The sequence below is a fragment of the Pseudoalteromonas sp. Isolate3 genome, from assembly GCF_022398505.1.
In the GTDB taxonomy this organism is placed as follows: Bacteria; Pseudomonadota; Gammaproteobacteria; order Enterobacterales; family Alteromonadaceae; genus Pseudoalteromonas; species Pseudoalteromonas apostichopi.
This window is the reverse complement of the sequence record NZ_JAKEVN010000140.1, coordinates 1-9,098: the sequence shown is the minus strand read 5'-3', so window position 1 is coordinate 9,098 and position 9,098 is coordinate 1. Positions and strand designations below refer to the sequence as shown.

Here is a 9,098-nt window from a genome sequence, read left to right as displayed (position 1 = left end):
ATAATGCTTTATTTGTGAATATAAATTCTCTACACTTGTGGCTTGTATATCTGTTTTTATTAAAACACTCGACTTTAATAAGGTAAATATTACGTGCGTACCACAGAATTGGTAGATGGATTTCGCCAGTCAACCCCATACGTTAATGCTCACCGCGGTAAAACTTTCGTTGTTATGCTTGGCGGAGAGGCGATTGACCAGTCTGGTTGTCGTAGCATCATTAATGATGTTGCGCTTCTAACCAGTCTTGGTATTAAGATTGTATTAGTATTTGGGGCTCGTCCACAGTTTAATGCGGCACTTGAACAAGTTGGCATAACTAGTCAGTTTCATAATGAGATACGAGTGACTGATAATGCAACTTTTGAAGTCATTAAAAAAGTCGCGGGTGCTATGCAATTCGATATTACTGCGCGCTTATCAACGTCTTTAAGTAGTACTCCTATGTCAGGTTCATTTCTAAATGTAGTGAGTGGTAATTTTGTTATTGCTCAACCTTTAGGGGTTGATGAAGGTGTAGACTATCATCATTCAGGTAGAGTAAGACGTGTTGATGTCGCGGGGATTCGCCATCAATTAGATAACAACGGTATTGTATTACTTGGACCAATCGCGGCATCGGTTACCGGTGAAAGCTTTAACTTAACTGCAGAAGAAATTGCAACACAAGTAGCGCTAAAGCTTCGTGCAGATAAAATGCTCGGGTTTTGCCAAGAAGCTGGTATTTTAGATGAAAATGGTGAAGCGATTGCTGAGTTAATGCCAAATGAAGCTGAGCAACTATTAGCAAGTTATCGTAATCAACCAGATGCATGTTTAAGTGCAACGGTTTTCTTACAAGCGGCGATTGATGCCTGCCGTGGTGGCGTGCATCGTTGTCACTTAGTTAGTTATAAAGAAGACGGCGCGTTACTACAAGAGTTGTTCTCATTAGATGGTATTGGTACACAAATCGCGCCGCAAAGCTCTGAACAATTACGAAGTGCTAGCATCTCTGATATTACCGGTATTATTAATCTTATCAGGCCACTTGAACAGCAGGGGTATTTAGTACGCCGTTCTCGTGAGCAGCTTGAAATTGAAATTGAACAATTTACTGTGATAGAACGTGATGGGCTTATCATTGCCTGTGCGGCTTTGTATCCGTTTGCAGATGAACAAGTGGGGGAGTTTGCAAGTCTTGCTGTTCATCCTCAGTACCGAGATGCAGACCGTGGCAGTTTTCTGCTGCGGTTTATTATTAATAAAGCCAAACGTGCAGGTTATTCGCATTTATTTGCGTTGACCACCCGTAGTATTCATTGGTTTTTAGAGCAAAGCTTTGAACTGGTCACGGTTGATGAATTACCTGAAAAGAAAAAAGCACTTTATAACTACGAGCGTCGTTCTAAGGTGCTACGACTAGACTTAACTAAGCTAAGCAATAATCGATAATTAAAAGGTGACGTGAATACGTCACCTCGATTAATTAAACTAAACTTAGTTAGTATTGATAGTTTATGTGCTGATAAAAACGAACACGTAAATCTTGACGAGTTGGATTAAATGCCAGTTCATCTGTCACTTCATTAATCGCACTCTGTACATGATTCATAAACTTGCCATAACCAATGTCATGTTTGTCTTTGTCTGCTGCTGCTATTATGAAATGCAGTGAATCAACAAGTTGATTTGCATTCCAATATTGTTGTAATTGTACTTGCTCAGAGCTGCAATCAAAGGTTAACTTTTGTAGTTCACTGTTACTTTGTGCGTTATCAATATTACTATTTCGGACAATAGGTCGTGTTCCATTAGCGATAAATGCACCCAGTGTTAATCCGCGTTTATCACAAGCACGTTTAAACGCATCAAAAATGTATTGATAAAACTCGGTGTAATTCTCTTCATTCAACATATGTTGAAATTGAGTTTTGATAGCACGAGTCACAGGAATCGAAAAACCTGCATAAGCTATCTCACTGTGTTCAGTTGGTAAATGACATTGGCGAGATTGAAAGCGAGGATACAAGCTTCGTAATTTATAACCATAGCTTTCTTTGTGACCTTTTGCTTTAGCAAATAAATCATAAGTAAGGTGTTGGTGATCACGAACTTTTAAAGCTGGCTGATTGCTTAATATCTTTTCTTGTAAAGAGTTTATTACTCGCTGCACATTATGATGAAAACTTGCCGCATTAGCGCGAATATCTTCACCAGTCGCCAAGAACAATAAACGAATTTTTTTGCATTTTTGTTCACCATCAGCAAACACATTGTGTGCTTCATGGTATTGAGGGTTATAGAAAAATAAAATTTGTTTCGCGGTTTCTAAACTATACGCCTCATCATGGTAACGAACCACCGGCAGTTTATCGTTAGCGATTAAGTGAACGTTGTGTAATTCATACTCATCACAGAGTGCAAATAACTCCCTTGCAAGACGCTTATAAGCACAGCTAACATTTGTGAACTGGGCAAAAAACTCATCAGTAGGTTTAAATTCAACTAACACATACTGATTTGCACGTGCTGAGCTTGGAATATAGACTCGGTGTTGATTGAGCGAAGCCATCTTTTTTCCTTATTGGTAGTGAAACTAGTGGCACTATATCGTTAGTCAATGATCATTTTATTGCGTTAGAACAATTTTTTTACCGTTTTTGTTGAGTCTGTGAACTATGTATTCAACAATCGACTTAATATCTTCAATAAACATGATTCTACTACTGTATGTTAGGGTTTGTTTTTGTAATAATGCATTAGTTTTGTCACCATGCAATATTCAGAGGATTATGCTCCTATGGCGGAAATTGAGAATCGCCCAAGTAACTTTATTAGAACGCGTATCGATGAAGATCTCGCAAGCGGTAAGCATGCGACTACACACACGCGTTTTCCACCAGAACCAAATGGTTTTTTACACATTGGTCACGCGAAGTCTATTTGTTTGAATTTTGGTATCGCCCAAGATTATCAAGGTCTTTGTAATTTACGTTTTGATGATACGAATCCAGAAAAAGAAGACATCAACTACGTAAACTCAATTAAAGAAGATGTGCAGTGGTTAGGTTTTAAATGGGATGGTGAAATTAAGTATTCATCTAACTATTTCGATGCTTTATATGGTTATGCTGTTGAGCTTATCGAAAAAGGCCTTGCATATGTATGTTTCTTATCTCCTGATCAAGCAAGAGAATACCGTGGTACTTTGAAAGAACCAGGTAAAAACAGTCCTTACCGCGACACGCCAGTTGAAGAAAACCTAGCGCTTTTTGAAAAAATGCGAAATGGCGAATTCAAAGAAGGCGAGTGTGTACTGCGTGCAAAAATCGACATGGCAAGCTCATTTATGGTATTGCGTGATCCGATTTTATACCGTGTACGTTTTGCTCATCACCACCAAACGGGCGACAAATGGTGCATTTATCCAATGTACGACTTCACGCATTGTATTTCCGACGCGCTAGAAGGCATCACACATTCATTATGTACGCTTGAATTCCAAGATAACCGTCGTTTATACGATTGGGTATTAGATAACATCAGCCTTGAGTGTCATCCGCAACAAATCGAGTTTTCACGATTAAATCTTGAATACACCATTATGTCTAAGCGTAAATTAAACGACTTAGTAGTTAATGGCCATGTTGAAGGGTGGGACGACCCACGTATGCCAACGATTGCTGGTCTACGTCGTCGTGGTTATACACCTGCCTCAGTACGTGAATTTTGTTCACGCATCGGTGTCACTAAACAAGAAAACATGGTTGAAATGGGCATGTTAGAAGCATGTATCCGTGAAGACCTAAATGAGCATGCACCTCGTGCAATGGCTGTTCTTGATCCAGTGAAGATTGTTATCGAGAACTATGACGCAGATAAAGTAGAGACGTTATCTGTTGCAAATCACCCGAATAAAGAAGAGATGGGTCGCCGTGAAGTACCTTTCACTCGTGAACTTTATATCGAGCGTGAAGACTTCCGTGAAGAAGCAAACAACAAGTTCAAGCGTTTAGTGCTTGATAAAGAAGTACGTTTACGTGGTGCATATGTAATTAAAGCTGAGCGCGTTGAAAAAGACGAAAATGGCGAAATCACGACTATCTTCTGTTCTTACGATCCTGAAACTCTGGGCAAAAACCCAAGTGATGGCCGTAAGGTTAAAGGTGTAATTCACTGGGTATCAGCAAGTGAATCTATCACAGCTGAAGTTCGTTTATACGACCGTTTATTTAACGTACCAAACCCAGCGGCTGCGGAAGACTTTAACGCAACACTAAACCCTGAATCACTTGTGGTTCTTGAAAATGCTAAAGTTGAGCCATCGCTTGCAAATGCACAAGCAGAGCAGGGCTTCCAGTTTGAGCGTACAGGCTATTTCTGTCGTGATAGCAAAGCAGATTCATTAGTATTCAATCAAACTGTGGGTCTTCGAGATTCATGGGCGAAGATTGAACAGAAAGGCTAAACCCCTTTACTAATTGTTTAAGTTTCTAAGCTTAATAAAAAACCCTTTCACTTTTAAAGTGAAAGGGTTTTTTTATAACTATTAAAAGTTATATCAGATTAAAAATAGCCACGAATACCTAGGCTGAAGTTACGACCTGGTAGTGGAGCCTTTTCTTTAATAAATGAACTGTGTACGAAGCCTAATTCATCGGTTAAGTTGTCAACATTGATATAAAGTTGTGTATCCACAGGACCTAGGTCAAGTTGATAGTTTGCTGATGCATCAAACAGGGTATAACCGTCAGTTTTTGTCTCGTAAGCAGTAATGTCTGATTGTTCAAAATAATGAGTCCCTGTTAGGCTAAATTTCCAATCAGCAATTGTGTACTGTAATTCAGAGCCTAGTTTATTAGCTGGGATACGAGGTAAATAACCTTCATCATCTTTTAGTTTAGCAGTTGTTGAATCACCAAACACTTTAACTAAGGCACTTGGCGTTACTTGATAGTGTACGTCAAATTCAATGCCGTATAATTTTGCATCTTTACTACTGAACTGATAAACCGCCATTGCATCTTCGTCTGCTTCAGCTGCAGATTCTAAGCCATGCTCTTCATCAAATACCAAGCCTGTATTTTGCTGGTAGTAGTAGTTTTCAATGTCGTTATAGAAGAAGTTAACTGTATAACCAAAATCACCAATAAAACGGCGGAAACTTAAATCAAAGTTGGTTGCAGTTTCTTGCTCGATATCCTCTGGCTCAAAATGAATTTCGCTGTCTTCAATATGATAACCTAAGCCAAGCTCGTAGGTACCTGTTGCGATATGAACACCGTTTGACAGTAATTCAGCACTTAGTGGCGCACGTTCAGAACGAGACACACTTAAAGCTACACTTTGGCCTTCTTGATATTGCCAAATTGCACCTGCAGATAAGCTCAGGTTTGTGAAATCTTCACTGTAGTTGATGATTTCAGCTTCTTCGTCATGGTGCTCTTCTTCCTCTTCATGATCGTGATCATGATGATGCTCAGCCATGCTTACAGCAGAGTCGATTTGGTAATCTTCAAGGCGTGCACCTAGCTCAACGGTCACATCACCAAACTGGCGCTCTTCAAGCATAAAAATTGCGTTTGTTTTAGTCACACTTGCAGGTGTAAAAGCTTCTTCACCATCTGCATCGTAGTCAGACTCAGTGTAGTGATAACCTGCCATACCGTGCCAAAGGCCTAACTTGTGCTCAACGGTTGCACGTGCTTCAGTTGTTTTGTTTGTAAACACCGTTCCCACTGCACCATCTTCAATTTCTGCATGTTTATAGTCGGTGTAGCCAACGCGTAGTGAGATATTTTCAATCCAGTTATCATGAAGTGCATAGCTCATGTAACCTTGCCAGCGATCTTGCTCTAGCTGAGCGAAAACAGGTTCTTCATGTTGATCATGCTCGTCTTCATGTTCATCTTGCTCGTCATGCGCATGATGATGGTGTGAATGAGCAGGAATACCATAATCAGTTTCGATACGACCATAAGAAACACCCAGTGTTAGGTGGTCGCCAACATAACTTGTACCAAAGTTAACAGTTTGGCTATCGATAAAGGTGTTTTCAACACTGTTAGCTGTTTCGTGTTCTTCATGATCTTCACCTTCATGTTCGTCATGCTCTTCAGGAAGCTCGAACGTTGGTGTTTTGTAGTCATGACCTTTACGCTTAGTACCATCAAAATGGAAGTTAAAACCATCGTTACCGGTTTCAAGTTTTGCAGCATAAGTGTTGGTATTTGATACCGTATCGTGAGTGTATTGTGCAGCACCTGTTAAAGTATCAATGTTATCCGTTGGAATACGGTTATCAACTACGTTGACCACACCACCAATTGCGCCAGAGCCATAAAGTAGGGTAGCAGGGCCACGAAGTACTTCGATTTGCTCAGCTGCTAAGCTGTCGTTCGATGTTGCGTGATCTGGACCAATTCGTGATGCATCGCTGCTATCAAGACCATTTTGGGTGATTTTTACACGCGGACCATCTAAACCACGAATAATTGGGCTAGAAGATACAGGGCCAAAATAGCTTGCATTAACACCGGGTAAACCTTTTAGTGTTTCGCCTAGTGTAGGTTTAGCCTTGTCTTTTAGTTCATCGCCCGCTAATACATTAACTGGCGAAATCATCTCAAGACTATTCTTATGAAGTGCTGATGCATAAACAACAACCGTTTCAACGGAAGTAGGTGTAAGTGTAACGACTAGGTTTTGATCGTCACCATTAATAGCAATGCGTTTATCGATGAAATTATTTTTACTGATGTGTAGTTGACCTTGGTTGTCTACATCAATTTTAAACTGACCTTGTTTGTCAGTAACAACGCTTTGAGATTTACCGTGTACGTGTATTTCAGCATTGCTGATAGGTTGTTGGTTTTTATCTAATACTTGACCTGTGATCACAGCAGCCATTGTGGATTGAGAAAACAGCGCAGCGGCAACAGCACTAGAAAGAATTGAAACTTGTTTCATCATTACTACTTCTAAGTTTGTTGTTAAGTGTTGCGTTATAATATAACACTGCAATTTTTCAATCGCAATAACGTTATACTATAACTTTCCATTAAGTCGCGATTTTAACACCATACACTATACTTAGGCTGTTACTTTTGGATGGCTAAATCTTATGTCTGATAAAAATAGAGTCTTTAAAGCAAATTTCACCATTGCTGATTTAAGAGAGCACCGCAATCACAAAGAGGTGTTTACTACTGCTTGTGACCGTCGTGAAAGCTATCAACACTTTGTTCTTAAGCTTTTAAGTTATTGCTTATTTTCACACAACGAAACAGCGATGCTGAATGCAAAGTTCAGTCATGGCGAACCGGATGTGTCAATAAAAGCATTAGATGAGCATTATCAAACATGGCTTGCTGTTGACCAACCGGATATTTTACAACTCAATAAAATAGCTAAAAGAGTTGACGAGCTTTGGGTTGTAACAACATTAAACAACAATTGGTTACAAGAAAATGAACATCAGTTGGAGCTGATCAGTAATGGTCATTTAATTGCGTTTGATGATAACTTCATTGAGCAGTTGGCGAGTCATTTAACTAAAAATCTACAGTGGGATGTTACAATTGATCAGCAAATGGTGAGTGTCTCTGATAAAGAAAATTTCTACCAAACTAGCGAGCTTGTATGGCATTAAAGCTCAAGTTTTACTTTTCCATTGGGTTTACTACAACATAGTAATACTTCACCTGCCCGCACAAACGCGAGTGGCTCTTGATTATAACTCACATCACCTTCGACTAATTTAGCACGGCATGCGCCACAATAGCCTTCACGGCATTGGTAGGGGACATCTATTTTGTGTTGTTCTAGGCATTCAAGGAGAGATGAACAGCCAGAATCAAATTCAAGATTCTGGCTGTCTGTTCCTGCAAGGATAACCTCTGCAGTTGTGTTTGAGCTCATTACAGGTCGAAGTCACCAAAGTCAGATGCATCAACTTGAGAGTCAATTTGACCTACAAGGTAAGAGCTAATTTCAGCTTCTTGTGGGGCAACTTGAACATTGTCAGATACTAACCAAGAGTTGATCCACGGAATAGGGTTACTCTTACTTTCGAACTGAGCTGGTAGGCCTACTGCAGTCATACGGGCATTAGTGATGTATTCAACGTATTGACATAAGATATCTTTGTTCAGACCAATCATTGAACCATCTTTGAAAAGATACTCTGCCCAATCTTTTTCTTGCTCAGCTGCTTCAACAAACATCTGAATCGCTTCTTCGCGACATTGTGCGGCAACGATGGCCATTTCTGGATCGTCTTTACCTTCTTGCATAATGTTTAAGATGTGTTGTGTACCAGAAAGGTGTAGAGCTTCATCACGTGCAATTAGCTTGATAATTTTCGCATTACCTTCCATTAATTCACGCTCTGCGAATGCAAATGAACAGGCAAAGCTAACATAGAAACGGATAGCTTCTAGAATATTAACCGACATCATAGCAAGATAAAGTTGCTTTTTAAGGTCAAATAAACTGACTTTAACTTCTTCACCGTTGATTACATGTTTTCCTTCACCGTAAAGGTTGTAAACAGAAATCATGTTGATTAAATCGTCGTAATATTTAGTAACGGCATCAGCACGCTCGCTGATTTTCTCGTTGCTTACGATATCATCAAAGATAAGCTCAGGAGATTGCGTCACGTTACGAATAATGTGTGTGTATGAACGGCTGTGAATCGTTTCACTAAACGCCCATGTTTCAATCCACGTTTCTAACTCAGGAATAGACACAATTGGTAGTAACGCAACGTTAGGTGAACGACCTTGCACACTATCAAGTAAAGTTTGATATTTTAAGTTACTTAAAAAGATGTGCTTTTCGTGATCTGGTAATGCTTGGAAGTCAAGACGGTCTTTACTTACATCAACCTCTTCAGGACGCCAAAAGAACGAAAGTTGCTTTTCGATTAGCTTTTCGAAGATAGGGTACTTTTGTTGGTCGTAACGTGACACGTTTACCGTTTGGCCGAAAAACATCGGTTCTTGTAATTGGTTATTATGATTTCGGCTAAAAGTTGTATAAGACATAGTGATTTCTCAAAAAACAGTCAGGACAAAGCGGGCTAATGAGCCCGCTTTTGTTATGTTATTAAT

7 protein-coding genes are annotated in these 9,098 nt (G+C 39.6%); 3 read left to right on the top strand and 4 right to left on the bottom strand.

Translation table 11 applies throughout. The features are described 5' to 3' along the window. Positions 1-93: 93 nt before the first annotated feature. Positions 94-1,434, top strand: a complete 1,341-nt coding sequence (gene argA / locus L1D46_RS18490) for an amino-acid N-acetyltransferase (protein WP_167657603.1) — start codon at positions 94-96, stop codon at positions 1,432-1,434. 49 nt (positions 1,435-1,483) lie between these two features. On the opposite strand, the gene L1D46_RS18485 is transcribed toward argA, so the two are convergent. Then, positions 1,484-2,554 (bottom strand): DUF3083 family protein, encoded by a 1,071-nt coding sequence (locus L1D46_RS18485; protein ID WP_239978011.1) that lies wholly within the window; start codon positions 2,552-2,554, stop codon positions 1,484-1,486. A 228-nt stretch (positions 2,555-2,782) separates the two neighbouring features. Here L1D46_RS18485 and glnS point away from each other — a divergent pair, with 228 nt between their 5' ends. After that, positions 2,783-4,450 carry a glutamine--tRNA ligase gene (glnS, locus tag L1D46_RS18480; RefSeq protein ID WP_239978010.1) on the top strand — a complete coding sequence of 556 codons (1,668 nt, stop codon included), beginning with the start codon at positions 2,783-2,785 and terminating at the stop codon, positions 4,448-4,450. Positions 4,451-4,548: 98 nt separating this feature from the next. Here glnS and L1D46_RS18475 read toward each other — a convergent pair whose 3' ends face one another. Next, positions 4,549-6,951, bottom strand: coding sequence for a TonB-dependent receptor (locus L1D46_RS18475; protein WP_130052286.1), 2,403 nt, complete (start codon positions 6,949-6,951; stop codon positions 4,549-4,551). Between the two features lie 154 nt (positions 6,952-7,105). Between L1D46_RS18475 and L1D46_RS18470 the strand changes: the two genes are divergently transcribed. Beyond that, complete coding sequence (locus L1D46_RS18470) at positions 7,106-7,633, top strand: YaeQ family protein (protein WP_130051424.1); 528 nt, start codon at positions 7,106-7,108, stop codon at positions 7,631-7,633. Here L1D46_RS18470 and yfaE read toward each other — a convergent pair. Together yfaE and nrdB are read right to left on the bottom strand one after the other, a co-directional pair. Then, complete coding sequence (yfaE, locus tag L1D46_RS18465; protein WP_130051425.1) at positions 7,630-7,902, bottom strand: class I ribonucleotide reductase maintenance protein YfaE; 273 nt, start codon at positions 7,900-7,902, stop codon at positions 7,630-7,632. The two genes, L1D46_RS18470 and yfaE, sit on opposite strands and share 4 nt — an antisense overlap. Further along, a complete protein-coding gene (nrdB, locus tag L1D46_RS18460) occupies positions 7,902-9,032 on the bottom strand; it encodes a class Ia ribonucleoside-diphosphate reductase subunit beta (protein ID WP_130051426.1) in 1,131 nt (376 codons plus the stop codon). Before nrdB ends, yfaE begins: the two co-directional genes overlap by 1 nt. Between the last annotated feature and the right edge of the window lie 66 nt (positions 9,033-9,098).

Coding starts and splice junctions, on each gene's coding strand:
- L1D46_RS18485 (WP_239978011.1), bottom strand. CDS start 2,554: ATGGCTTCGCTCAATCAACACCGAGTCTATATTCCAAGCTCAGCACGT.
- glnS (WP_239978010.1), top strand. CDS start 2,783: ATGGCGGAAATTGAGAATCGCCCAAGTAACTTTATTAGAACGCGTATC.
- L1D46_RS18475 (WP_130052286.1), bottom strand. CDS start 6,951: ATGAAACAAGTTTCAATTCTTTCTAGTGCTGTTGCCGCTGCGCTGTTT.
- yfaE (WP_130051425.1), bottom strand. CDS start 7,902: ATGAGCTCAAACACAACTGCAGAGGTTATCCTTGCAGGAACAGACAGC.
- L1D46_RS18470 (WP_130051424.1), top strand. CDS start 7,106: ATGTCTGATAAAAATAGAGTCTTTAAAGCAAATTTCACCATTGCTGAT.
- nrdB (WP_130051426.1), bottom strand. CDS start 9,032: ATGTCTTATACAACTTTTAGCCGAAATCATAATAACCAATTACAAGAA.